This window comes from Streptomyces sp. enrichment culture (assembly GCF_964272895.1).
In the GTDB taxonomy this organism is placed as follows: Bacteria; Actinomycetota; Actinomycetes; order Streptomycetales; family Streptomycetaceae; genus Streptomyces.
In genome coordinates this window covers 6,479,551-6,503,140 of sequence record NZ_OZ186832.1, presented here as the reverse complement: position 1 = coordinate 6,503,140, position 23,590 = coordinate 6,479,551, and the positions used below count along the sequence as shown (strand labels likewise).

21 protein-coding genes and 1 tRNA gene are annotated in these 23,590 nt (G+C 74.1%); 12 read left to right on the top strand and 10 right to left on the bottom strand.

Annotation, left to right across the window (positions count from 1 at the left end):
• Nucleotides 1-14: 14 nt before the first annotated feature.
• Together ACSU6M_RS29065 and ACSU6M_RS29060 are read right to left on the bottom strand one after the other, a co-directional pair.
• Entirely contained in the window at nucleotides 15-1,025 is a 1,011-nt protein-coding gene (locus ACSU6M_RS29065; RefSeq protein ID WP_437073618.1) for an LCP family protein, read from the bottom strand.
• Nucleotides 1,025-3,631 (bottom strand): DegT/DnrJ/EryC1/StrS family aminotransferase, encoded by a 2,607-nt coding sequence (locus tag ACSU6M_RS29060; protein WP_437073617.1) that lies wholly within the window; start codon nucleotides 3,629-3,631, stop codon nucleotides 1,025-1,027. The genes ACSU6M_RS29065 and ACSU6M_RS29060 overlap by 1 nt, the downstream gene beginning before the upstream one ends.
• A gap of 809 nt (nucleotides 3,632-4,440) precedes the next feature.
• On the opposite strand from ACSU6M_RS29060, the gene ACSU6M_RS29055 reads away from it, so the two are divergent.
• Nucleotides 4,441-5,667 (top strand): FAD-dependent monooxygenase, encoded by a 1,227-nt coding sequence (locus ACSU6M_RS29055; protein WP_437073615.1) that lies wholly within the window; start codon nucleotides 4,441-4,443, stop codon nucleotides 5,665-5,667.
• A gap of 76 nt (nucleotides 5,668-5,743) precedes the next feature.
• Here ACSU6M_RS29055 and ACSU6M_RS29050 read toward each other — a convergent pair.
• Nucleotides 5,744-5,817, bottom strand: a tRNA-Pro gene (locus tag ACSU6M_RS29050).
• Nucleotides 5,818-5,928: 111 nt separating this feature from the next.
• Between ACSU6M_RS29050 and ACSU6M_RS29045 the strand changes: the two genes are divergently transcribed.
• The 4 genes from ACSU6M_RS29045 to ACSU6M_RS29030 all read left to right on the top strand — a co-directional run bounded on the left by ACSU6M_RS29045 (nucleotide 5,929) and on the right by ACSU6M_RS29030 (nucleotide 10,176).
• Nucleotides 5,929-6,540 (top strand): DUF309 domain-containing protein, encoded by a 612-nt coding sequence (locus tag ACSU6M_RS29045; protein ID WP_437073614.1) that lies wholly within the window; start codon nucleotides 5,929-5,931, stop codon nucleotides 6,538-6,540.
• 197 nt (nucleotides 6,541-6,737) lie between these two features.
• A complete protein-coding gene (gene cobF / locus ACSU6M_RS29040; RefSeq protein ID WP_437073613.1) occupies nucleotides 6,738-7,511 on the top strand; it encodes a precorrin-6A synthase (deacetylating) in 774 nt (257 codons plus the stop codon).
• Nucleotides 7,512-7,609: 98 nt separating this feature from the next.
• A complete protein-coding gene (locus ACSU6M_RS29035; protein WP_437073611.1) occupies nucleotides 7,610-9,682 on the top strand; it encodes an MDR family MFS transporter in 2,073 nt (690 codons plus the stop codon).
• A 65-nt stretch (nucleotides 9,683-9,747) separates the two neighbouring features.
• A complete protein-coding gene (locus ACSU6M_RS29030; RefSeq protein ID WP_437073610.1) occupies nucleotides 9,748-10,176 on the top strand; it encodes a hypothetical protein in 429 nt (142 codons plus the stop codon).
• Here ACSU6M_RS29030 and ACSU6M_RS29025 read toward each other — a convergent pair.
• Both ACSU6M_RS29025 and ACSU6M_RS29020 read right to left on the bottom strand, forming a co-directional pair.
• Nucleotides 10,166-10,909 (bottom strand): cobalt-precorrin-6A reductase, encoded by a 744-nt coding sequence (locus ACSU6M_RS29025; RefSeq protein ID WP_437073609.1) that lies wholly within the window; start codon nucleotides 10,907-10,909, stop codon nucleotides 10,166-10,168. The genes ACSU6M_RS29030 and ACSU6M_RS29025 overlap by 11 nt on opposite strands.
• Nucleotides 10,910-11,034: 125 nt before the next feature.
• The gene (locus tag ACSU6M_RS29020) at nucleotides 11,035-12,471 is read right to left on the bottom strand and encodes a purine-cytosine permease family protein (protein ID WP_437073607.1); all 1,437 of its coding nucleotides are present in this window, start codon (nucleotides 12,469-12,471) and stop codon (nucleotides 11,035-11,037) included.
• Between the two features lie 97 nt (nucleotides 12,472-12,568).
• Here ACSU6M_RS29020 and ACSU6M_RS29015 point away from each other — a divergent pair, with 97 nt between their 5' ends.
• Together ACSU6M_RS29015 and ACSU6M_RS29010 are read left to right on the top strand one after the other, a co-directional pair.
• A complete protein-coding gene (locus tag ACSU6M_RS29015; RefSeq protein ID WP_437073606.1) occupies nucleotides 12,569-13,228 on the top strand; it encodes a TetR/AcrR family transcriptional regulator in 660 nt (219 codons plus the stop codon).
• A 168-nt stretch (nucleotides 13,229-13,396) separates the two neighbouring features.
• The gene (locus ACSU6M_RS29010; RefSeq protein ID WP_437073604.1) at nucleotides 13,397-15,016 is read left to right on the top strand and encodes an amidohydrolase; all 1,620 of its coding nucleotides are present in this window, start codon (nucleotides 13,397-13,399) and stop codon (nucleotides 15,014-15,016) included.
• Between the two features lie 23 nt (nucleotides 15,017-15,039).
• Here the strand turns inward: ACSU6M_RS29010 and ACSU6M_RS29005 are convergent, their stop codons facing one another.
• The 3 genes from ACSU6M_RS29005 to ACSU6M_RS28995 form a co-directional block, all read right to left on the bottom strand.
• Nucleotides 15,040-15,813 carry a sulfite exporter TauE/SafE family protein gene (locus tag ACSU6M_RS29005; protein ID WP_437073602.1) on the bottom strand — a complete coding sequence of 258 codons (774 nt, stop codon included), beginning with the start codon at nucleotides 15,811-15,813 and terminating at the stop codon, nucleotides 15,040-15,042.
• 238 nt (nucleotides 15,814-16,051) lie between these two features.
• Complete coding sequence (locus ACSU6M_RS29000) at nucleotides 16,052-17,563, bottom strand: long-chain-fatty-acid--CoA ligase (RefSeq protein WP_437073600.1); 1,512 nt, start codon at nucleotides 17,561-17,563, stop codon at nucleotides 16,052-16,054.
• 53 nt (nucleotides 17,564-17,616) lie between these two features.
• Complete coding sequence (locus tag ACSU6M_RS28995; RefSeq protein WP_437073598.1) at nucleotides 17,617-18,804, bottom strand: thiolase family protein; 1,188 nt, start codon at nucleotides 18,802-18,804, stop codon at nucleotides 17,617-17,619.
• A 125-nt stretch (nucleotides 18,805-18,929) separates the two neighbouring features.
• On the opposite strand from ACSU6M_RS28995, the gene ACSU6M_RS28990 reads away from it, so the two are divergent.
• Genes ACSU6M_RS28990 through ACSU6M_RS28980 form a run of 3 tightly spaced genes read left to right on the top strand, consistent with a single transcriptional unit; the run spans nucleotide 18,930 to nucleotide 20,360 of the window.
• Nucleotides 18,930-19,730, top strand: coding sequence for a lysophospholipase (locus ACSU6M_RS28990; protein ID WP_437073596.1), 801 nt, complete (start codon nucleotides 18,930-18,932; stop codon nucleotides 19,728-19,730).
• Between the two features lie 40 nt (nucleotides 19,731-19,770).
• Complete coding sequence (locus ACSU6M_RS28985) at nucleotides 19,771-20,034, top strand: WhiB family transcriptional regulator (RefSeq protein ID WP_437073594.1); 264 nt, start codon at nucleotides 19,771-19,773, stop codon at nucleotides 20,032-20,034.
• Nucleotides 20,031-20,360, top strand: coding sequence for a DUF3140 domain-containing protein (locus ACSU6M_RS28980; RefSeq protein WP_437073593.1), 330 nt, complete (start codon nucleotides 20,031-20,033; stop codon nucleotides 20,358-20,360). Before ACSU6M_RS28985 ends, ACSU6M_RS28980 begins: the two co-directional genes overlap by 4 nt.
• A 132-nt stretch (nucleotides 20,361-20,492) precedes the next feature.
• Here ACSU6M_RS28980 and ACSU6M_RS28975 read toward each other — a convergent pair whose 3' ends face one another.
• Together ACSU6M_RS28975 and ACSU6M_RS28970 are read right to left on the bottom strand one after the other, a co-directional pair.
• On the bottom strand, nucleotides 20,493-21,728 hold the full coding sequence (locus tag ACSU6M_RS28975; protein ID WP_437073592.1) for an amidohydrolase: 1,236 nt from the start codon (nucleotides 21,726-21,728) through the stop codon (nucleotides 20,493-20,495).
• Between the two features lie 48 nt (nucleotides 21,729-21,776).
• Entirely contained in the window at nucleotides 21,777-22,643 is an 867-nt protein-coding gene (locus ACSU6M_RS28970) for a Cof-type HAD-IIB family hydrolase (protein ID WP_437073591.1), read from the bottom strand.
• 102 nt (nucleotides 22,644-22,745) lie between these two features.
• Here ACSU6M_RS28970 and ACSU6M_RS28965 point away from each other — a divergent pair, with 102 nt between their 5' ends.
• Together ACSU6M_RS28965 and ACSU6M_RS28960 are read left to right on the top strand one after the other, a co-directional pair.
• A complete protein-coding gene (locus ACSU6M_RS28965; RefSeq protein ID WP_437073589.1) occupies nucleotides 22,746-22,979 on the top strand; it encodes an SAM-dependent methyltransferase in 234 nt (77 codons plus the stop codon).
• Between the two features lie 71 nt (nucleotides 22,980-23,050).
• The gene (locus tag ACSU6M_RS28960) at nucleotides 23,051-23,590 is read left to right on the top strand and encodes a hypothetical protein (protein WP_437073587.1); all 540 of its coding nucleotides are present in this window, start codon (nucleotides 23,051-23,053) and stop codon (nucleotides 23,588-23,590) included.

Below are 23,590 nucleotides of genomic sequence, written 5' to 3'. Positions count from 1 at the left end.
CCGCACGGCGTGCCTCAGTTCCCGCCCGTCTCGACGGCACGCCACTGGGCCCGCAGCTCGCTCCGGTCCAGCAGGAGGGCGTACTGTCCCTCGATCATCTGCGAGCCGACGATGGGCGCGGTGGTGAAGGTGACGTCGGCGGGGCGCAGATGCCGCAGGTCGAGGACGAGGTCGCGCAGGTCGGCGTTGGAGAGTTCGTCGTCGACGCTGACCGTGCCGGTGATGGCGTCCAGGGTGCGGTCGAGGCCGAACGGGTCGGTGAGCTCGACGTCGTCGCGGATCTCGCCGACCAGGCTGCGCAGGAACTGCTGCTGCCGCTTGATCCGGTCGAGTTCACCGCCGGGCAGCCCGTGGCGCTGGCGTACGTAGGCGAGGGCCTGCTCGCCGTTCAGGACGTGGGTGCCGGCGGTGAAGCGCCGGTTCTGCTCGGGGTCGTAGGTGGTGCGCGCGATGGTCACGGGGACCCCGCCGACGGCGTCGGTCAGGGAGCGGAACCCGTGCCAGTCGATCACGCCGAAGTGGTCGACGCGGACGCCGGTGAGCTGTTCGACGGTACGGATGAGCAGCGGCGGGCCGCCCCAGGAGAACGCGGCGTTGATCTTCGCGGTGCCGTGGCCGGGGATGGGCACCCAGCTGTCGCGGGGCAGGGACATGGCGCGGGCGGCGCGGCCGTCGCCGTCGAGGTGGACCAGCATCAGGGTGTCGCTGCGCTGGGCGCCGTGGCGCCACAGGTCGGCGGTGGCGTCGTTGCCGGTGGTCGGCCGCTCGGAGCGGCTGTCGACGCCGGCCAGCAGGAAGGTCTCGCCGCCGTCGTGGCCCGAGGGCTTGGGCGGGCGGGGTTCGGTGGGGAAGGCGTGGGGGATGCGGGTGACCTTGTCGCCGTAGTGGTCGGTGCCCCACCACACCCCGCCGGCCGCCAGCCCCACCAGCCCCAGCACGGCCACCAGCCCGAGCACCAGCAGGGTGCGCAGGCGGTGGCGGCGCCGGGGCGGGCGCTGCCGGGGGGTCCACCGGGGCCAGGTCATCAGAAGTCGTCCGGGTAGGGGCCGGCGAGGACGGCGGGTGACGGGGTGAGGTCGGCGGGCGGGAAGCCGGGCAGGAGGGCGGCGAGGAGGCGGCGCACCTCGGCGGTGTCGTTGCGTTCGGCGGCGTCGTAGAGGGCGGGCAGCGCGGTGAGGTCGGGCCGGGTGGTGGAGGTGGCGGCGAGGATGCGGGGGTGGGCGGTGGCGGTGTGCTGCTCGTGGGCGGAGAACAGCGTCTCGTTGAGCTTCTCGCCGGGGCGCAGGCCGGTGTAGCGGATGTCGACGTCGGGGATGTGGCGGGCGCGGGCGAACTTGCGGACCAGGTCCACGATCCGCACGGGGCTGCTCATGTCGAGGACGAACACCTCGCCGCCTTGGGCCGTCCGGGCTGCCTCCAGGACCAGGCCGACGGCCTCCTCGACGGTCATGAAGAACCGGGTGACGTCGGGGTGGGTGACGGTCACCGGGGCGCCGCTGCCGAGCTGTTCGGCGACGACCGAGAGCAGGGAGCCGCGGCTGCCGAGCACGTTGCCGAAGCGTACGGCGGTGAAGACGGTGCCGTCGGGTGCGTGGCGCTGGGCCTCGCGGACGACGAGTTCGGCGAGCCGTTTGGTCGCGCCGAGCACCGAGACGGGGTCGGCGGCCTTGTCGGTGGAGATGAGGACGAAGCGGGCGGTGCCGGCGGCCGCCGCGGCGCGGGTCAGGTTCTCGGTGCCGCGCACATTGGTCTTCACGCCTTCGCAGGGGTGCAGTTCGAGCAGCGGCAGATGCTTGTGCGCGGCGGCGTGGAAGACGACCTCGGGGCGCAGCCGGCGGAAGATCTGGTCGATGCGGGGGCGGTCGCGGATGTCGGAGATCACGATGTCGTCGCTGCGCAGGGCGTCCCCGTACAGCTCCAGCTGGAGGCGGTGCAGATTGGACTCGTCGTGGTCGAGCAGGAACAGCCGGCTGGGGTCGAAGGCCCGTATCTGGTGGCACAGTTCGCTGCCGATCGAGCCGCCCGCCCCGGTCACCAGGACCCGCTTGCCGGCCACCACCGAGCGCGCCTCGGGGCTGACCACGTGCACCTCGGCGCGGCCGATGAGCTCGCACACGTCCAGTTCCCGCATGTCGCCGCCGACCACGTCGCGCCGCAGGGCGGCGATGAACGACGGCAGGTAGCGCACGCTGGCGCCCTCGGCCTCGGCGGCGCGGGCGACGGCGCGGAACCGGGCGGGGGCGAGGCCGGGGATGGCGACGACGACCGCCTCGACGCGGTGGGCGCGCACGGCGGCGCCGGTGGCGTCGAGGCCGCCGAGGACGGGCAGTTCGGCGCGGATGCCGGGGGCGTCGTCGAGGAAGCCGACGGGGTCCAGGCCGTAGGCGGGGGTGCGGGCGAGGTCGCGGGCCAGGGCGCGGCCCGCCTCACCGGCGCCGACCACCAGGGTGCGCAGGCCCCGCGGGCGGCGTGAGCCGGAGCGCCCGTGCCGGGTCAGCTCGGCACAGACCCGCTCGACCTGGCGGACGGTGAGGTCGGGGTACAGGGGCAGGGACAGCAGCCGCGGGTACAGGGCGTCGGCGCCGGGCAGACCGCCGGGCGGCAGCATCGCGTGGTCGCGGAAGTAGGGCAGGTGGTGCAGCGGCACGAAGTGGACGGAGGTGGCGACGCCCGCCTCGGCGAGCCGCTCGATCAGCTCGTCGCGCTCGGTGCCGTACTCGGGGAGCACCCGCACGGCGTAGAGGTGCCGGGCGTGCCGTCCCGGCGTCGCCCAGCGCAGCGGTTCGATGCCGGGTACGGCGGTCAGGGCCGCGTCGTAGTGTGCGGCCAGGTCCCGGCGCCGTGCCTGCCAGGCGTCCAGGTGCCGCAGGTGGGCCCGCCCGACCGCGGCCTGGACGTCGGTCATGTTGGCCTTCAGACCGGCTTCCTCCACGGTGTAACCGGGGCGGCCGCCGGGCAGGTAGCGGCGCCAGGCGTCGGCGGACATGCCGTGCAGCCGGGTGCGCCGGATCCGTTCGGCGAGTTCGGGGTCGTCGGTGGTGACCATGCCGCCTTCGCCGATGGGCAGGTTCTTGGTGGCGTAGAAGCTGAAGCAGGTCGCACGGGACAGTCCGCCGACGGGCCGGTCCCCGACCGTGGTGCCGAGGGCGTGCGCGGCGTCCTCGACGACATGGCTCAGCGGCAGGTGCGCGGCCGCGGCCAGCTCCTCCACGGGGGCGGGGGCTCCTCCGTAGTGCAGCACGATCATGGCCTGGGGGCAGCCGCAGGCCCGCGCCGCGCGCGCGATCTGCGCCGGGCCGGGGGTGGCGGTGCGCTCGTCGACGTCGACCAGGACGGGCCGCAGTCCGGCGTGCAGCACGGCGTGGGCGGCACCGCAGAAGGTGACGGCGGGCACGAGCACGGCACCGCCGGGCGGCAGGCGCAGCGCGCGCAGGGCCAGTTCCAGGGCGGCGGTGCAGGAGCTCACGCCGACCGCGTGCGCGGCGCCCACGTACGCCGCGAACTCCGTCTCGAACGCCTCCGTCTCGGGGCCCGTGCTCACCCACCCCGACGCGAGCACCCGCTGGACGGCGCGCCGGGCGTCCGGGGTGATCCGGGTCCTGGCGAAGGGGATGTCCGGTTCGCTCGTCATCGAGTACTCCCCCGAGGAACTGGGGTGGGGCCGCCGTGGCGTCAGAGCCGTATATTTACGACGTATACGTACACTTTCCCCCGGCGGCCGGGGGGAGTCAACCGCACAGAAAGCGGGGCCTACCGGGCTTTTCCGTACCGCGGTGGCTGTTTCTGGGGGCGCCGCGCGGATTTTCCCGGCCGTTCATCCCTGCCGCGGAAGCGAACAGTCCGGAACTTGTGGGGACAGAGTGGCTCGTAACGCTAGAAATGAAACCGGTCGGTAGGTATCTTTGGGTCCCAGGGCCGACACAGTTCACGCCAAACACAGCATCGGGGGGACCAGAGATGACTGCGCGGACTTCCGCGTCGAGCACGCGATGAACGGCACCCGGCTGGGGGGAGACCGGACCACGGCGCAGGGCCCGCGGGCCCGTTCCGCCGCGCGTCCCTGACCACGGCTGTTCCCCCGCGCCTCGTCCCGGCGCGCCGGCGTCGCCGGGGTGCCGCTCAGCGACGAGGGGCACCGGGACGGCGGCCCTTCGGGCGCGACACCCCATGACCCCGTCGGCGGGCGTTTTCCGCCACCGGCGACGACGCCCCCTACCCAAGCGTGCGGGGGTGCGTCGCGCCGGCGGCGGGACCGCCACGCGACGGCCGCACCGGGCCGACGAGAACACCCGGACGCGGCCGGCCGGTGCCCAGCCGACGAGAACAACTGAATGAGGAGCCAGGCATGACCGAGACCCACCAACGTTCCGCCCCGGCCGTCGATCCCGGCCGGCCGTCAGTCGGCGCCCACCGCGCCGCCCAAGTCAAGGAGGACGCACGATGACCCCCGTACTCATCGCCGGTGGCGGCATCGGCGGGCTCACGGCCGCGCTGAGCCTGCACGCCGCGGGCATCGACGCACTCGTGGTCGAGAGCGCCCGCCGCATCGAGCCGCTCGGCGTCGGCATGAATCTCCAGCCGCACGGCGTGCGGGAGTTGACCGAACTCGGCCTCGGCGACGAGCTCGCCGCGCTGGGCGTGGCCACGGCCGAGCAGGTCTTCTGCGACAGCCTCGGCAACCAGCTCTTCACCGAGCAGCGCGGCCTGGCCCTCGGGCACCGCTGGCCGCAGTACTCCATCCACCGCGGCGAGTTGCACCTGATGCTGCTGGAGAAGGTCCGCGAGCGGCTCGGCCCCGACGCCGTGCGCACCGGCACCCGGCTGCTGGACTTCACCGACGGGCCCGACGGCGTCCAGGCGCGGGTGCAGGACCGCGCGACCGACACCACCGAGACGATCGAGGCCGCCGCGCTGATCGGCGCGGACGGGCTGAACTCGACGGTCCGTGCCCGCCTCCACCCGGAGGAGGGGCCGCTGTCCTGGTCGGGCACGCGCATGTGGCGCGGGGTCGCCGAGGGGGCGGAGCCGTTCCTGACCGGCCGCTCCATGGTGGTCGCCACCGACGGCAAGGCGTCGCTGGTCGCCTACCCGATCGGCCACGGCCGCATCAACTGGGTCTGCCTGGTGCGCGTCGCCGAGCCCGGCGTCCTTCCCGAGGACGGCTCCGTGGGCGCGCCCGAGGACCACCGCGAGGGCCGGCAGAAGGAGGCGCTGGCCCACTACGAGGGCTGGTCGCTGGGCTGGCTCGACGTGGCCGACCTGATGGAGCGCAGCGACGACATCCTGGAATACCCCATGGTGGACCGCGACCCGCTGCCCGCCTGGGGCCGCGGCCGGGTGACGCTGCTCGGCGACGCCGCCCATCCCATGTACCCGGCCGGGGCCAACGGCGCGTCCCAGGCCGTGCTCGACGCGCGCGTGCTCGCCCTGGAGCTGGCGCGGGCGGACGGGGACGTGCCGGCGGGGCTCGCCGCGTACGAGGCCGCTCGGGTGGGTCCGGCCACGGCCGTCGTCCAGGCGGCCCGCATGATGGAGAACGCCGCCGGGCGCGGCGCGTGGACTCCCGACCAGCTCGCCTTCATGGCCCAGATGTACCGCCAGAAGGCGGAGAGCGAGGTGGCCGAGCTCAACGCGCGGCCCTCGCTGACGCCGCCGGGCCGGTCGTAGCGCCGGAACGCGTCAGGGCGCACGCGTCAGGGGCCTGATCGCTCTCCGCGATCAGGCCCCTGAACAGCCTTACCTGTCGGGACGACAGGATTTGAACCTGCGACCCCTTGACCCCCAGTCAAGTGCGCTACCAAGCTGCGCCACGTCCCGATGCTGTGACCAGCGGTGACCCGCGTGATCCGCGGACAGTACTTTACCCCACCGGCCCGGCCGGGCCGAACAGGGCGGCGACCGAGCGCGGAGCGGGCGGACAATGGGCGCATGGAGCGTGCGACGGGCCGCCAGGGCGGACAGGTCGGGGACGACGAGGGTCTGACCGGAGGGCGGGACAGGGACGGCGACGGTCTGAGCGGGGGCCGGGACCGGGACGGCGACGGTCTGAGCGGGGGCCGGGACCGGGACGGTGACGGGCGGGCGCGTAACGCTCGGCCGCGGGACGGGCTGGGGCGGCCCCTGCCGTACGGGGCGCAGGGCGTCCCCCGGCAGCCGGAGGGCGTGCCGCGCAGCCCGGAGGAGACGGTCGCCGAGGCGCAGACACTGCTGGCCGAGGGCAAGCCGTTCCACGCGCACGAGGTGTTCGAGGACGCCTGGAAGTCCGGCCCGGACGAGGAGCGCCCGCTGTGGCGGGGCCTGGCCCAGCTCGCCGTCGGCCTCACCCACGCGGCCCGCGGCAACGCCACCGGCGGCGCCCGGCTTCTGCGGCGCGGCGCGGCGGCGACGCAGGAGTGGTCCGCGCTCAGCGGTCGCACGCGGCCGTACGGCATCGACCTCGCTGGTCTGGTGACCTGGGCACGGGAGCTGGCGGAGGCCGTGGAGAACGGCGCGGCCCCGGTGGACGCGGCCGCGCAGGCACCCCGGTTGCGGGGGCGCTGACCGGAGGGCGGCCGGGACGCCGCTTCGGTGGGCGGGCAGGCACGGCCGGGGGCCAGGGGGAAGCACGGCCGGCGGCGGGCGGCACGGCTGGACGGCTGGACGGCTGGACGGCTGGACGGCCGAGCGCATCACCACGTGCCACCCCCAAGGCACAGCCGGTGCACGCGCTGTCGGTGGCGTACGGCAGACTCAGGGCCGTGCGAAGGATTCATGTCATCGGCATCGGCGCGGGCGACCCCGACCAGTTGACCCTGCAGGCGGTCAGGGCACTGCGGGACACGGACGTCTTCTTCATCCTGGAGAAGGGCGAGGTGAAGTCGGACCTCACCGACCTGCGCCGGGACATGCTGCGCGCCCACATACCCGAGGGCGGCTACCGCGTCGTGGAGGCCCGCGACCCGGAGCGCGACCGCAGCGCGGGCGGGGCGGCATACTCCCCGGCCGTGGAGGACTGGCGCAGTGCCCGCGCCGGGATCTACGAGCGGCTGATCGCCGAGGAACTGGGCGAGGAGGAGACGGGCGCGTTCCTGGTGTGGGGCGACCCCGCGCTGTACGACAGCACGCTCGGGATCCTCCAGGAGGTGCTGGAGCGGGGGTCGGTGGCCTTCGAGTACGACGTCGTGCCCGGCATCAGCAGCGTCTCCGCGCTGGTGGCGCGGCACCGCACGGGGCTGAACCGGGTGGCGCGGCCGGTGCAGATCACCACGGGTCGGCGGCTCGCCGAGGGCTTCCCGGAGGGCGTCGACGACGTCGTGGTGATGCTGGACGCCCACCAGACCTTCCGGCGCTACGCGGACCAGGACATCGACATCTACTGGGGCGCCTACATCGGCACCCCGGACGAGATCCTCGCCTCCGGCCCGATCGCCGAGGCGGCCCCCCGGATCGAGCGGCTGCGCGCCGAGGCCCGTGAGCGCAAGGGCTGGATCATGGACACGTATCTGCTGCGCCGCAACCCGAAGAACCCCTGACCCCAGCCCAGGGACAGGGCCCTGCCGACAGCGGACGGCCCCACCCGGCCGGGCCGTTCCCGCGTGCGGGGCCGGTGGGGCGGTGTGATCGTGGCCTCGTGACAGTCGCCGAGGAAACCGCACCGCCCGCCGCGCAGCCTCCCGTGCTGGACAGCCGCCGACGCAACGTCGTCTTCGTGACGGTCATGCTGGGCGTGCTGCTGGCGGCCCTGGACCAGACGATCGTGGGCACCGCACTGCCGACCATCGTCTCCGACCTGGGCGGCGGCGCGCACATGTCCTGGGTGGTGACGGCGTATCTGCTGGCGGAGACCGTGGCGACCGTGCTGGTCGGCAAGTTCGGCGACCTCTTCGGCCGCAAGGTGGTCTTCCAGGTCTCGGCGGTCGTCTTCATCACCGGGTCGTTCCTGTGCGGTCTCGCCTCCGACATGACGCTGCTGATCGCCTGGCGGGCCATGCAGGGCATCGGCGCGGGCGGGCTGATGGTGACGTCGATGGCGCTGATCGCCGATGTCATCCCGCTGCGCGAGCGCGGCAAGTACCAGGGCGCCATCGGCGCGGTGTTCGGGGTGTCCACGGTCATCGGCCCGCTGCTCGGCGGCCTGTTCACCGACCACCTCACCTGGCGCTGGGCGTTCTACATCAACGTGCCCATCGCGATCGCGGTCGTCGTGGCGGCGGCCCGGACCATCCCGGTGGTGAAGTCGGCGACCCGGCCCGTCATCGACTACCTCGGCATCGCCCTGGTCACGGCGGGCGCGAGCGCCCTGATCCTGGCGACGAGCTGGGGCGGCAACGAGTACGCGTGGGGCTCGGGCGTCATCATCGGCCTGTTCGCGGCCGGCCTGATCGCGCTGGCGCTGTTCTGCCGGGTGGAGACGCGGGCGGCCGAACCGATGCTGCCCATGCGGCTGTTCGGCAACCCCGTGTTCACGGTCTGCTCGGTGCTGAGCTTCGTGGTCGGGTTCGCGATGCTCGGCGCGATGACGTATCTGCCGAGCTATCTCCAGTACGTGGACGGCGACTCGGCCACGGTCTCCGGCGTCCGGACCCTGCCGATGGTGATCGGTCTGCTCATCGCCTCGGTCTTCAGCGGCAACGTGGTCAGCAAGACGGGCCGGTACCGCGTCTTCCCCATCGCGGGCGCGCTCGTCATGGGCCTGGGCCTGTATCTGATGTCGCTGATGGGTCCGGCGACGGGCACCCTGCTGGAGTCGCTGTACATGTTCGTGCTGGGCGTCGGGATCGGCCTGTGCATGCAGGTCCTCACGATCGCCGTGCAGAACACCGTCGACTACGCCGACCTGGGCACGGCGACTTCGGGCGTCACCTTCTTCCGGACGCTGGGCAGTTCCTTCGGTACGGCGGTGTTCGGCACGATCTACACCAACACCCTCACGCCCAACCTGCGCGAGGGCGTCGCGGCCGCCACGGCGACCGGCACGGCGGACCCGGCGGCGATCACCGGGGCGGCCACCAGCCCGGAGGGCCTGCACCGGCTGCCCGAGCCGGCGGCGGCGCCCCTCATCGAGGCGTACGCCGACACCATCCAGTCGGTGTTCCTGTGGACGGTCCCCGTCGCCGCCCTCGGCTTCCTCGTGGCGCTCCTGCTCAAGCAGGTCCCGCTGCGCGACAGCGCCCGGATGGGCTCCACCGACATGGGCGAGGGCTTCGCCTCCCCGCACGGCGCGGACTCCCAGCGGCTCCTCGAGGCGGCCGTCGCCAAGATCATCACCGGCACGGAACTGAACACGGCCCGCCGTCTGCTGCGCGACTCCGACAGCCGTCTCGACATCGCCGGGGCCTGGGCCGTGATGCAGGTGGACCTCTTCACGCGCATGGTCGGCCACGCCGGCCTGGGCCTCATCGCGGCCCGCAGGCACGTCCCGCCGGAGGTGCTGCTGCCCGTCTTCGACCGCATGGTCGACGAGGGCTACCTCACCCGCGACGGCATGCTCCTCTCCCACACCGAGGCCGGCGCCCGCGAGGCCGAGCTCATCGGCCGGACCTGGGCCCGGTGGCTGGAGGAACGCGTACGGCAGGACATCGGCCGTCCCCCCGGCGCCGACCTGCGCGCGGCCGTCGACACCATCGCCAAGCGGCTCCTGGTGGAGGACCTGAACAGCGGCCTCCCGGAGCGGACGTCCGCCGCGGCCACGGCCGCCGCCTGACGGCCGGTCAGGGCGGCGCCGGAAAACCGCGTGCCCACCGGCACCGGCCCCGCCATACTCACGCCATGCCCGCCGCACCCACCCGCTTCCACGACCCGGGCGTCACCGCCGACGCCTTCCACCGCTCGGTGCTGGTGCGCTGCCCGCGCTGCGCGCGCGTCGCGCACTACGCGCAAGGCCGCGGACAGCGCCTGGTCTGCCGCTCCTGCGGACTGAGCCGCCGGTCCACCGGCCCGGACGACGGGTTCGCCCGCCCCGAGCTGTGGCTGCGGACCGAGACGAGGCACGGGACGCTCTGGGCGTACAACCTCGAACACCTGGATCTGCTGCGCCGCTTCGTCGCCGCGACCCTCCGGGAGCGCGACCCGTGGTACGAGCACCACCGCAAGATGACCTGTGTGGGCCGGCTCCCCGCCTGGATCAAGCGGGCCAGGAACCGCGACGAGGTGCTGCGCGCCCTAGACCGCCTCCGCATGTCCGTCGTCACCGGCTGAGGCCGAGCCGCTCCAGGACCCCTGCGAGATCGGGCACGGCGGCCACTGCCCGCGGCAGCGGCGGACGCCGTACGACGACCACGGGCAGCCCCAGCCGCCGGGCGGCCGTGAGCTTGGCGGAGGTGGCCTCTCCCCCGCTGTCCTTGGTGACGAGGAGATCGATACGGCGTTCTCGCAGCAGCGTCACTTCGTCGGCCTCGGTGAACGGCCCCCGGGCGAGCAGCACTTCGGTGTGCGGGGGCATGGGCGGCTCGGGCGGTTCCACGGACCGTACGACGAACTCCAGCTCGTCCAGGTGGGCGAACGCGGCGAGGCCGAGCCGACCGGTGGTGAGCAGCACCCGCCGTCCGAGGCCGGGGAGCAGCCCGGCCGCCTCGGTCAGGGATCCGGCCCAGTGCCACCGGTCCCCCGGCCCGTCCCGCCAGCCCGGCCTGCGCAGCACGACCACCGGTACCCCGGTGAGGGCGCCCGCCCGTGCCGCGTTGGCGGTGATGCCCTCGGCGAAGGGATGCGTGGCGTCGACGACGAAGTCGACGTGATGCGCGCGCACCCACTCCGCGAGCCCTTCGGCCCCGCCGAACCCCCCGACCCGCACGTCCCCGTCGAGGGCCCCCGGCCGCGCCACCCGCCCGGCGAGAGAGGTGGTCACGCTGACGCCCGGCCGGCCGGCCAGATCGGCGGCCAGCCGTCGCGCCTCGGTGGTGCCGCCGAGGACGAGGATGTGGGGAGCCATGGGGAAGAGCGTAGGCGGCCGCAGTGGGTGCCGCCCCAGCCGGGTGACTGTGCCGCCCCCCCCCCCCCCCCCCCCCCCGCAGGAGCGGGGAACCGTGCGGCGGGCTCCGAGGAGCCGGGTCTGCATCAGCCGGCCACCTGCTTCCCGCCCCTGCGCATCAGCCCGGCGTACACCGCAGCGGCGACCACCATCCCGGCCGGGAGGGCCACGTCCACCCCGTCGAGGGCCGCGGCGATCGGCCCCGTGTACAGCGTGTTCACCGACAGCGCCGCCACCGCCACTCCCGCTCCCAGCCCGAAGACCCCGGCCGGGCTGAACCCGCCGACGTACCAGAACCGGCTCCCCGGACGCTCGTCGCAGAGTGCGGGCCCGTCGTAGCGGTTGCGCCGCAGCACGATGTCCGTCGCGTACACCGCCGTCGCCGGCCCGAGCAGCACGACCGTCAGCTGGAGCACGTCGGAAACGGTGTCCAGGAAGTCGGAGACGAGCAGCGCGTACAGGGTCAGCGCGACCGCCACCGCGCCGTCCACCAGCACGCTCACCGTGCGCCGCACCCGCAGCCCGACCGCCTGGAGGGCGAGTCCGGCGCTGTACGCGGTCAGCGCGTTGATGGCCACCGTCCCCAGCACCAGCGCCAGCAGGAACGCCGGCTCGAACCAGCCCGGCAGCATCCGCGCCAGCGCCGACTGCGGGTCGGACATGTCCACCGCCGTCGCGGCGAGGGCACCGAGGGAGCAGACGACGACACTCGGCAGGAAGGCGCCGCACGCGGTCCAGCCGACGATCGCCCTCGGTGAGGCCGTTCGCGGCAGATAGCGGGAGAAGTCGGCGCTGGTGGTGTAGGACAGCGGCCCGGAGGCGATGAGCGTGACACCGGCCAGGACGGTGGCCCACAGGTCGGCGCCGGTGAGCGGCACGGCGGGTGCGTACGCGAGATCGGCCTCGCCGGCCACGTACACCGCCACCACGGCGAACACCGCCGTCAGCGCGAGGGTGATCGGCAGATACAGCCGGACGATCAGGGCGTGGCCGTAGACGCTGATGGTGAGCGTGACGGCGGCGATGAGCACGACCACGGCCGCCTGGACACCGGTGTCGAGGGCTATCCCGGCCTTCTCGACGAGGGCGAAGGCGGCGGTCGCGGCGGCGGCGAGGTTCAGCGCGAAGTAGCAGACGGAGATCGTCCAGCCGGTGACCGCGTTGTTCACCCGGTTCCCGCGCACGCCGTACACCGCCCGTGTGATCACCTCGCTGGGCGCGCCCGCGGCCGGCCCGGAGATCGCCAGCAAGCCGGTGAGCAGCCAGAACAGGTTGCCGACGACGATGACGGCGAGGGCCTGCCACAGGTTCAGGCCCATCAGGACGAGCGCGCCGCCGATGACGAGGCTGAGGTAGTTGACGTTGGCGGCGGCCCAGACGGAGAACAACTCCCGCGGGCGGCCCCGGCGTTCGGAGTCGGGGATGTGGTCGATGCCGTGGGCCTCGATGCGGGCGGGACCGGCGGGCGGGGCGGCCGCACGGCCGTCGCGGTCCTGCTGCGGATCGGGGGAGGTGGACACCATGGGCCCTCCGGGAGCGTGTCGTGGCGACCGAGGAACACTATTGGTCAGAGAACCAATAGTGTTGCTTATTGGCCGCACACTCAATAGCATCCGCGGTATGTCGTCAAGCGTTCAACGCAAACGAGTCCGCAAGGACCCGGCGGCCCGGCGCGCGGAGATCGTCGGCGCCGCCGCCGCGGTCGCCCTGGCCGAAGGGCTGGAGTGCGTCACCCTGCGGCGGATCGCCGAGGAACTCGCCGTGCGTCCGGGGCTGATCAGCCACTACTTCCCGTCCGCCGAGGACCTGGTGGCCGAGGCGTTCGGCAGCGCCGCCGCCGCCGAGACCGACGCCCTCCTCCCGGCCGAGCGCCCGGAGGGCACCCCGACCGAGCGTCTGGCGCGGTTCCTCGGGCGCACGCAGGGCGAGGCGTACGACACCATCAGCCGGCTGTGGATCAACGCCCGGCACCTCAGCCGCTACCGTCCGGCGCTGCGCGAACGCGTCACCGCCCAGGAGTCGGCCTGGCGGGCGCGGCTGGGGGCGCTGATCGAGGAGGGCGTCGAGAAGGGCGAATTCCGCACCGAGGACCCCCTGGTGACGGCCCTTCAGATCCTGGTCGTCCTCGACGGTCTCGGCGTCGACGCCAATGTCGGCCACGAGGACCTGCCGGACGCCGTCGCCCGGATGGCGTTCATCACGGCCGAGCGCGAACTGGGCCTCGCGCCCGGCACGTTGAGCTCCGCCGCGCACGGCGGGGCGCCGGACCCGGCCGCCTGACGACTCCCCCGCCCACCCCTCCCCGGCGCGCCTCGGCCGCCGGGGCGCACCGGCCTGCCCGGAACCGCGGCCACCGCGCCCCGCCGACCGGCCCTGAGGCAGCCGTACGGAAGCCCGGCCCACCTCCCCACCCCCACCTCCCCTCGCACCCTCGCCGAAGGAGCCCCCATGTCCCCCGACCTCGTCCTGCTCTCGGCCCGCGTCCTCGACCCCGGCACGGGCCTGCTGCTGCCGCACACCGCGCTCGCCGCGGGCGGCGGGCGGATCACCTGTCTCGGCGACGACCGGGAGGTGCGGGCGCTGGCCGGTCCGGGCACCACGGTGATCGACCTGAAGGGAGCCGTGGTCACCGCCGGCTTCACCGACGGGCATCTGCACCCGGTGTCCGGCGCCGAGCGCACGATGGGCGTCGACCTGTCCGGCTGCCGGGACCTGACGGCCGTCCGCGCCGAGCTCGCCGAGGCGGTCGGGGCGCTGGAGCCGGACGGCTGGCTGCGCGGCTGGGGCCTGGACCCCAACGCGTTCGGGGACGCGCCGGTCGCCTCCGCCTCCCTCGGACCGGTCCTGGACGGCGTACCCGCACTGATCGACATGTTCGACGGCCATTCGCTGCTGGCCAGTGCGCGGGCGCTGGAGCTGGCCGGGGTGGACGGGCCGCGGCGGTTCGAGCAGGCCGCCGAGATCGTGTGCGACGCGGACGGGCGGCCCACGGGGCTGCTGCTGGAGGACGCCGCCTGCGAGGTCGTCGAGGCCGTGGCCCCCAGGCCGACCGAGGCTCAGCTGCGGGCCCGTACCGCCGAGGTGTTCCGGGCCATGGCCGCGGCCGGGCTGACCGGCGGCCACGCCATGGACGCGAACGGCACGAGCCTGGCGACCCTGGCCGCGCTGGAGGACCTGGGCGCGCTGCCGCTGCGGCTGCGGGTGGCGCCCTGGTGCCAGCCCGGCGCCGACGCGGAGGCGGTGCGGGAGCTGATCGCGCTTCAGGGGACCGGCGGGCGGCGCTGGCGGGTCGACGGGGTGAAGCTGTTCATGGACGGGACGATCGACAACGGCACGGCCTGGCTGGAGCGGCCCGACTGCCACGGCGAGTCCACCCACGCCTTCTGGCCGGAGCCGGAGCGCTACACCGAGGTGATCGCGGAACTGCACCGGGCGGGCGTGCCCACGGCCACCCACGCCATCGGCGACGCGGCCGTACGCCATGCCCTGGACGCGGTGGAGAAGGCGCGGGCGGCGGACGGCGCGGCGGTCCGGCATCGGGTGGAGCACATCGAGACGGTGCCGGACGACACCGTGCGGCGCTTCGCGGCGCTCGGGGTGGTGGCGTCCATGCAGCCCACGCACTGCTGCGAGTTCACGCGTGCCGACCACACGGACAACTGGTCCCGCCGGCTCGGCGAGGAGCGGGCCTCGCGCGCGTTCCGCTGCCGCGACCTCTGGGACGCCGGGGCGCGGGTGGTGCTCGGCTCGGACTGGCCCATCGCGCCCTTCCCGCCGCTCGGTGTCATGGCCGGCGCCCGGCACCGCCGCCCGAGCGATCTGTCGTTGCCGCCGCACGGCCCCGAGCAGGCCCTCACCCCGTTGCAGGCCCTCCAGGGCATCACCGTCAGCGCCGCCTGGGCGGCGGGCGAGGAGGCGTACGCGGGTCGGCCGGCCGTGGGTCACCGGGCGGACCTCACCGTGCTCGCCGACAACCCGCTCGACGTCGCCGACCAGGATCTCGCGGCACTGCCGGTGGTCCTCACGGTGGTGGACGGCCGGCCCACCCATCGGGCGGCCCACCTGTAGGGGATCCGCGCGGGGTGCGGCGGTCAGCGCAGCAGCAGCTGGAGCGCGCCCAGCACGGTCGCGGCGATCACCAGCCGCTCGAACAGCCGCTGGTTGATCCGGTTCACTGCCCATCTGCCGAGGAACGCGCCGGGCACGACGAACAGCACGAGTGCCGCGTCGAGGAGCAGCGAGCGGCCGTCGATCAGGCCGAGTCCGACGCTGAAGGGCACCTTCGTCACGTTGACGATCAGGAAGAAGAAGGCCGACGTGCCGAGGAAGCCGAGCTTGCGGAAGCCCGCGGAGAGGAGATACATCGACATCACCGGGCCGCCCGCGTTGGCGACCATGGTGGTGAAGCCGCCCAGGACGCCGTAGGAGCGGGCCTTGATCCGGCCCGTCCGGGTGGCGACCGCGTCCGGGGCGTCCTCCCGGTCGGCGGTGCGCCGCCGCCAGAGCGTCACCCCCGTCATCAGCAGCAGGATCGCGCCGATGGAGACGCGGACCACCCCGTCGTCGGCCCGCATCAGGAAGGCGGTGCCGACCACGACGCCCGCCGCGACCGCCGGGAACAGCCGCCACAGCGTCGGCCAGTGGGCGTGGCGGCGGTAGGTGAGGACGGCCAGCACGTCCCCGGCGATCAGGATCGGCAGCAGAACGCCGGTGGACGCGCGGGCGGGCAGCACCGCCGCGAAGATCGCCAGGCTGACGGTGTTGGCGCCGCTCACGGCCGTCTTGGAGAAGCCGACGAGCAGCGCCGCGGCGGCGAGGGCGGCGAACTCCCAGCCGGTGAGGTGCCAGAGGGTGAGTGTGTTCATGCGGGGACCGATGCTATGCGCAAGCATGCACCGCGGTACGAGGGCCCCCGCGGCCCGAGGCGGTGTGACACCACCGCCCACCAGCGCCGGTACCGCCGATCCCGTCAGCCCCGCCACCCCGGAGGCCCCGTACCGACGGCGCCCCTCGCCCCGTACCGGCAGCTCCCCTCGGCAGCCGGATCAGCCCCCGCACCGCGCCCGCGGCCGGGCCCGCCCTCGTCCGCCCTCCGCGCCCGGTTCAGCCCCCGTACCGCGCCCGCAGCTCCCGCTTGAGCACCTTCATGCTCGGGCCCAGCGGCAGCGTGTCCGTGAACTCCACGCGGCGCGGGTACTTGTGTTTGCCCAGGTGCTCCTTGGCCCACTCGACGAGCCCGTCTGCGTCGGGTGCCGCCCCGCCCCGCTCGGGGACGACGACCGCGCACACCTCCTCGCCGTGCAGTTCGTCCGGCAGGCCGATGACGGCGACCTGGGCGACGGCGGGGTGGCGCATGAGCACCTCCTCGACCTCACGCGGATAGACGTTGAAGCCGCCGCGGATGATGACGTCCTTCTTGCGGTCGACGATCCTCAGGAACCCGTCCTCGTCCTTGGTGCCGAGGTCGCCGCTGCGGAACCAGCCGTCGACGACCGCCTCGGCGGTGGCCTCGGGCCGGCCGAGGTAGCCGGAGAAGACGTTGTGGCCGCGGATGACGACCTCGCCCAGCTCGCCGGGCGGCAGCAGCTCGATGCGGTCCTCCACCTCCGCGCGGGCGATCTCCACGTCCACGCCCCACAGCGGGTGCCCGATGGTGCCCGCCCTGGTGCCGAAGCACGGCTGGTTCACGGTGGCCGTCGGGGAGGTCTCCGACAGCCCGTACCCCTCGTAGATCCGCGCCCCGAAGGCCGCCTCGAAGCGCTCCAGGGCCGCGACCGGCAGCGAGGCGCCGCCCGAGATGCACACGCGCAGCTCGGGCAGGGCCGGGGCCTCGGCCGCCGCGGCGGCGAGGGCGACGAACATGGTGGGCACGCCGTGGAAGGTGTCGACCTTCTCCGCCACCATCAGCTCGATCGCGCGGGCCGCGTCGAAGCGCGGCAGCAGCACCAGGGTGGCGCCCGCCCGCCAGGTGGAGTTGAGGGACACCGTCTGCCCGAAGGCGTGGAAGAGCGGCAGCGCGCCGAGGGCGATGTCGTCGGGGCGTATGTCGTTGGCGTCGAAGGCGTTGACGGTCGCGTTCATCACCAGGTTGAGGTGGCTGAGCACCGCGCCCTTGGGCACGCCGGTGGTGCCGCTGGTGTAGAAGACGACGGCCGGGTCGTCGGCGTCGCGGGTGAGGTATGTGGGGAGCGGCTCGGCGATGGTGGCGAGCTTGTCCAACTCGGCGCCCAGGGTCACCACCTGGAGTCCGACGGCGCGGGCCGCGGCGGTGCCGGTCCCGGCCTGCGCGGGGTGGCACAGCAGCAGCGTGGCGCCGCTGTCCTTGAGGACGTGCTCCACCTCCGGCTGCGACAGCAGCAGATGGACGGGGACCACGACACCGCCGGCCGCCGCGATCGCGTAGTAGGCGATCGGGAACTCGGCGGTGTTGGGGGCCATCAGGGCGACCCGGTCGCCGGGGCGCACGCCGAGGGCGGCCAGCGCACCGGCCTGGGCGCGGGCCCGCCGCCACACCTCGCCGAAGCTCAGGCGCAGTCCGCCCTCGACTAGGGCCTCCTTGTCGGGTCGGCGCCGGGCGTTCTCGGCGAGGATCGCGGCGAGGGAGAGGCTTGCCATGCGGTGCGGCTCCTTGCGGCTCGTGGTCGGGGATCCCTGGGCGCTACGGAAGGTCAGTGCCGTTCCACCAGCACCGCGCTGCCCTGCCCCACCCCCACGCACATGGTCGCGAGCCCGCGCTGCGCACCGGTGCGGCGCATGCGGTGCAGCAGGGTGGTGAGGATGCGGGCGCCGGAGCAGCCGAGGGGGTGGCCGAGGGCGATGGCACCGCCGCTGGGGTTGACCAGGTCGGGGTCGATGCCGAGCTGGTCGACGCAGGCGAGGGCCTGGGCGGCGAACGCCTCGTTGAACTCGGCCTCCTGGATGTCGGCGATGTCCCAGCCGACGCGGGCGAGCGCCTTGCGGGTGGCGGGGACCGGGCCGATGCCCATCACATCGGGGTGGACCCCGGCCGAGGCGCCGGCGGCGTAGCGGCCCATGGACTCCAGGCCGAGGTCGTGCAGCGCCTCCTCGCTGACCAGCAGCAGGCCCGCCGCGCCGTCGTTCATCGGCGAGGCGTTGCCGGCGGTGACCGTGCCGCCGCTGCGGAAGACGGGCTTGAGGCGGCCGAGCTTGTCGAGGGAGGTGTCCTCGCGGATGCACTCGTCGGCGTCGACCACGACCCCGTCGGGGCGCTCCACGGGCAGCAGTTCGGCGTCGAAGTGGCCGTTCTTGCGGGCGTCGGCGGCCCGGCGGTGGCTGCGCAGCGCGAACTCGTCCTGCCGCTCGCGTGTCACGCCGTAGCGGCCGGCGACCTCCTCGGCGGTCTCGCCCATGGAGAGCAGTCCGTGCAGGTCCTTCATCGCCGGGTTGACCAGGCGCCAGCCGAGGCGGGTGTCGAAGGTCTCCATGCGGTGTGGCAGGGCCTCGTCGGGGCGCGGCAGCACGAACGGGGCGCGGCTCATGGACTCGGAGCCGCCCGCGAGGACGATGTCGGCCTCGCCCGCGGCGATGGTGCGGGCGGCCGTGGTGACCGCTTCGAGGCCGGATGCGCACAGCCGGTTCACGGTGGCGCCGGGCACGGACTCGGGCAGGCCGGCGAGGAGGGCGGCCATGCGGGCGACGTTGCGGTTGTCCTCGCCGGCCTGGTTGGCGGCGCCCCAGTAGACGTCGTCGATCCGGGCCGGGTCGAGGGCGGGCACATCGGCGATCAGACCGCGGACGACGGCGGCGGCGAGGTCGTCCGGCCGTACGGCGGACAGGGCTCCGCGCAGCTTCCCGATGGGGGTGCGGCGGGCGGCGGCGAAGTGGACGGGACGCAACGGAAGGACTCCTGACCGACGACGCTGTGGACCAGCGAGCTCTTAATTAGCACTGCTAGTTTTGGACTATAGACCGCCGGACGCCCTCCTGGGAAGATCCCGAGGACACCGGACCTGGAGGACACATGCCCGAGCACGCCCTCACCGGCACCCGCGGCACGCTCGCCGTACGCGAGTGGCCGCACCCCGGCCCCCGGTACGTGGCCCTGCTGGTGCACGGCTACGGCGAGCACGCGGGCCGCTACGAGGAGGTCGCGGGCATCCTGGTGGGCCACGGAGCGGCCGTCTATGCCCCCGATCACACCGGTCACGGCAGGTCGGCGGGCGAGCGCGTGGTGATCGAGGACTTCGAGGACGTGGTCACGGACGTGCACGCGGTCGCGGAACTGGCCCGCGCCGCGCATCCCGGTCGGCCGCTGGTGGTCGTGGGCCACTCGATGGGCGGCCTGATCGCCTCCCGCTACGCCCAGCGCCATGGCTCCGGGCTCGCCGCGCTGGTGCTGTCCGGCCCGGTGATCGGCGCATGGGAGACCCCCGCGCGGCTGCTGGCCCACGACGAGATCCCCGACGTCCCGATCAGCCCGGCGGCCCTCTCCCGCGACCCCGCCGTCGGAGCGGCGTACGCGGCGGACCCGCTGGTGTGGCACGGCCCGATGAAGCGGCCGACCCTCCGGGCCTTCGAGCGCACCCTGCGGACGGTCGCCGACGGCGGCGGCATCGGCCCGCTGCCCCTGCTGTGGCTGCACGGCGAAGACGACCGCCTGGTGCCGCTGCCCGGCAGCCGCGTCGGCGTCGAGGCGCTCGGTGCGGGCGTGCTGACCGAGCGGATCTATCCGGGCGCTCGGCACGAGGTGTTCCACGAGACCAACAAGGCCGAGGTCCACGCCGACCTGCTGCGATTCCTCGACGAGTCCCTGCCGGGGTGACATGTGTTTGCCGGGGTGGGGCAGGGGCACCCGCGCCCGCATGGAGTGGTTGCGGAGCGCCGCCTGCGCGGGTGAGGACCCGGAGCTGTTCTTCCCGGTGGGCACCGCGGGCCCCGCGCTGCGGGACCTCGCCGCCGCCAAACAGGTGTGCGCATGCTGCACGGTGGCCCGCGAGTGCCTGTCGTACGCCCTCGGCCTCGGGCCGACCGCCGGGGTGTGGGGCGGCGTCCCCGAGGAGGAACGCACCGATCTGCTCCGCCGCTCCCGCCCGAGGCACGACGTGGGAAGGAGGAGCCCGCAATGACCGACCCCCTGGAACTCGACGCGCTGTGGACCGACTTCCACCGCGTGGTCAACATGACCTCGCAGGAACTCGCCACCTGGCTGCGCGTGCGTGACGCGGGCGAGGAGGCCGAGCCCCTGCCCGATCAGGCGGGCACACCGCTCGGACAGCATGTGCTGTCGATCCTGCAGAAGCGGCGCACCGACCTGACCGACGAGGACATCCGGGTGATGACCCAGGTGGTGAACACCGTCTCCGGGCAGGCCGACCTGGAGAACGAGCCGGAGGCCGAACGCACCCGCCGCCACCGGCTGATGACGATCGGCCACGACCCGCTCAAACCATGAGCGACGACCGGCGGTGCTGAGGGCCCTGCTCGACGGGCACTACCGCACCTGCGCCGGGCCGCGCCGGAGAAGGAGAGGGCCGAGGACGGTCGGCGGGCGGCGGCATGATCGGGTCCATCCGCCGAGACCCCGTCACACGCTCAGACGTGTCAGCGCCGCGGACACCAGCGTCCGCACGCCCGGCACCAGCACCGAGAGGTCGGGGGCGAACAGCGGGCTGTGGTTGCTGGGCACGGCCGCGAACTTCTCCTCCAGCCCCTCCCCCGGTGCCGCCTCCCACACCTCGGGCGGCGTGGAGGTCACGAACCAGTAGTCGTAGGGCACGCCGTTCGGCACGAGCAGCGAGAAGTCCTCGCTGCCCATCGCGGGGCCGAGGTCCAACACCGTCTCGGCGCCGAAGAGTTCACGGTGCACGGCCGCGATCTCCGCGTCCAGGGCCGGGTCGTTGACGGTGAGCGGATACCCGCCCGGCCGCACCGTCACCTCGGGCGGCACCGGGCAGCCGGCGGCCGCGCACTCGCCCTCGACGATCCGCCGCACCGCGGCGAGGATCCGGTCCCGCACCCCGGCGTCCTGGGTGCGCAGATTCACCGCGAGCCGCGCCTCGGCGGGGATGACGTTGGGCTTCGTACCGGCGTGGAACTCCCCCACGGTCAGCACCGCCGAGTCCCGCGCCGCGGTCTCCCGCGACACCACGGTCTGCAACCGCGTGACGATGTACGCGGCCGTCACCACCGGGTCGACGGTCGTCTCGGGCCGCGAACCGTGGCCGCCGACGCCGTGCACGACGACGTCGACGTTGTTCGACGCCGACATGATCAGGCCCGGCGTGTGCGGGTAGAACCCGGCGAGCCCCGGAGTGACGTGCTGCCCGAGGAGCACGTCGGCGCGCGGGAAGCGCTCGTGCAGACCGTCGGCGACCATCGCGGCGCCGCCGCCGGCCTCCTCGGCGGTCTGTCCGACCACCACCAGCGTGCCGGACCAGCTGTCGCGCCCCGCCGCGAGCGCCTCCGCGGCGGCCGCCAGCCAGGTGACGTGCAGATCGTGCCCGCAGGCGTGCATCACACCGTCCACGGTGGAGGCGTACGGCAGTCCGGTCGCCTCCCGCACCGGCAGCGCGTCCATGTCGCCGCGCAGCCAGACCACCGGCCCGTCCCCGGCGTGCAGCACCCCGACCACCCCGGTTCCGGCGATGCCCTCGGTGACCGTGAACCCGGCCGCGCGCAGCCGCAGGGCGAGCCCGGCGGCGGTGCGGTGCTCCTTGAAGGACAGCTCGGGGTGGCGGTGCAGGTCCTGGTAGAAGGCGGCCAGCTCGTCGTGGGCGACCGCGGACGTCAGGTCCTCGGTCAGCCGGGCGGTGTCGGTCATCTGGCTCCCCCTCGTCGAAGGCCCGGATCACCGTTCACCATGGCACGGCTACGCGGGCAGCGGCAGCCCCAGCACCCGCGCGACGGTGCGCAGCACCCCGTTGTCGGTGTTGGCGGGCGCCAGGTGCCGCGCCCGGCGCACCACCTCCGGGTGGGCGTTGGCCATGGCGAAGGACCACTCGGCGGCGTCCAGCATCTCCAGGTCGTTGAGGTAGTCGCCGAAGGCCATGGTCTGCGCCGGGGTGATGCCGAGCTCCCGCTGGAGGCGGCGGATCGCGGCGCCCTTGTTGGCGGTGCGGTTCATCAGGTCGACCCAGTGCTCGCCGGAGACGACGACCTGGTGGGTGCCGGCGAAGCGGGCGAGGGCGGGGGCGGTGGTGCGCTCGGCGGGCCCGAAGTCGAACAGGGCCACCTTGAGGATGTCGTCCTGGACGGCGGTGGCGTCGGCGACGACCCGGTTCTCGACGTAGTACCGGCGGACCTCGGCGAGGAAGGGCTCGTCGGCGCGCTCGACGTAGGCGGACCTCTTGCCACAGACCACGGCCCCGACGTCGACGCCGTCCGCGTTCAGCCGCCGTACCGTCGCCAGCACCTCGGCGACGACCGCCGGGTCCAGCGGGTCGGAGCTGAGCTCGACGCCGTCGCGGACCACATAGGTGCCGTTCTCGGCGATGAACACCATGCCGTCGGCGGCCCGCGAGAACTCCTGCGCGAGGGTCGCGTACTGCCGCCCGCTGGCCGGGCTGAACAGCACACCCCGCTCCCGCAGCAACTCCAGTACGGTCCACAGCTCGGCCGGCGGCCGCTTGTCCTCGTCGAGCAGCGTGCCGTCCATGTCGGTCACGATCAGCCGGATGTCGGCCGCGGCGGGCCCGGCGGCGGCGTGCAGGGGCGCGGGCGACGGGGAGTAGGGCATGTCTGCTTCCTGGTTCGGCGGGTACGGACCTCCACGGCACCTCGTCGTTCCGTGAACGACCGTCCACCCTACCGGGGCGGCCGAATCCCCGGACAGCTGATCATGAGCACGGCACAATGGCCCCGAGGAGCCCGCGAGAGAGAGGCGAGCGACGTGAGCGACAGCCCGCACGGGACGGCCTGGCCGGACACCGCCCGCGGCGGCGCCGAGATCGCCTCGTTCCTCGACGGCCTGGACCTGCTGGGGCCGGGCCTGGTGCCGTGCTCCGCCTGGCGCCCGCGGCTGCCCACCCCCGTCGTGGTGCCGCAGTACGGAGCGGTGGCCGTGAAGCCCTGACCCGCCCGCGCCCCGCCCAGCCGCGCCCCGCCCCCACCGCCCGCCGCCCCCGGCCGCCGAGGAGGACGTCCATGACCACCCGTGCCGACCCGGTCCCCGGCGGACGCCCCGGTGATGTCGAGCGGGCCACCGCGCTGAGCGGCGAGCTGGGGCGGCACGAGGTCGACCGCAGGTTCCCGACGGCCAGCGGCACGGCCGTGTTCTGCGTGGACACCGGTTACGCGCCCGAACGGTTCACGGGCCCCGCGCACCTGGCCGCGACCGCCGGGGCGCGGGCCCACGAGGTGGTCCGGCCGGAGGGCGTCGCCGAGCCCGTGGCCGCGGCCGGCGTGGAGGCGGGCGGGTACGCGGACGCCTTCCGCGCGGCGGCGCCGGACGCGGTGGGGCGGCCCGGCGTGGTGGGCGTGAAGTCCGTGGCCGCCTACCGCACCGGGTTCGGCGACAACGACCTGCGGGGCGTACGCCTTCCGCCGCGGGCTGGGCGAGCTGCTCCAGGACCGGGTGGACGCCGACGGGATGAGCCCGGCGGACGCCGTGCGTGTCGCGCGGTGGGCGGGAGCGCACAACGCCCGCCGGGTCTACCGCCTTTCCGACGACTCCTGAAAGTATGA